A 794-nucleotide genomic window follows, 5' to 3' on the forward strand; every position below is an offset into this window, starting at 1 on the left:
CGCCTGCCCCCCTCACCCCCACAACCGCCCTGAACGCCTCCCGAACCACAGCCACCGCGATCCGGGTCCTGGCGCAACTTCGACACGACCCACGCACCATCGCGATGCTGATCGTGCTCCCGAGCCTGCTCCTGCTCCTTCTCCGCTACGTCTTCGACGGCAGCGCACGCACGTTCGACGGAATCGGGGCGTCCCTCCTCGGGATCTTCCCCCTCATCACCATGTTCCTGGTGACGTCGATCGCCACTCTGCGCGAACGCACCTCAGGCACCCTGGAACGCCTACTCGCCATGCCCCTGGGCAAAGGAGACCTGATCGCCGGCTACGCGCTGGCCTTCGGCATCCTCGCGATCGTCCAGTCGGCCCTGGCCACAGGCCTGGCGGTCTGGGTACTGGGCCTGGACGTCACGGGCTCTCCCTGGCTGCTCCTCCTGGTGGCCCTGCTCGACGCCCTCCTGGGCACTGCCCTCGGCCTCTTCGTATCGGCTTTCGCGTCGTCGGAGTTCCAGGCGGTCCAGTTCATGCCGGCGGTGATCTTCCCTCAACTCCTCCTCTGCGGCCTCTTCACCCCCCGCTCCAACATGCACCCCGTCCTGGAAGCGATCTCGGACGTCCTCCCCATGTCCTACGCGGTGGACGGCATGAACCAGGTCCTCACCCACACGGACATCACAGCCACCTTCGTACGGGACACCCTGATCGTCGCGACCTGCGCCCTACTGGTCCTAACCCTGGGCGCAGCAACCCTCCGCCGCCAAACCCCATAACCTCACGCCCGAGCCGCACCTTCTATC

At 66.6% G+C, this 794-nt stretch carries 1 protein-coding gene; it reads left to right on the forward strand.

Annotated elements, in window-relative coordinates:
- Positions 1–29 precede the first annotated feature (29 nt).
- Positions 30–767: an ABC transporter permease gene (locus ADL01_RS22290; RefSeq protein ID WP_078960689.1), complete on the forward strand. Its 738-nt coding sequence runs from the start codon at positions 30–32 to the stop codon at positions 765–767.
- Positions 768–794: the final 27 nt, after the last annotated feature.

It is taken from the genome of Streptomyces sp. NRRL WC-3618 (assembly GCF_001280005.1).
Lineage (GTDB): Bacteria > Actinomycetota > Actinomycetes > Streptomycetales > Streptomycetaceae > Streptomyces.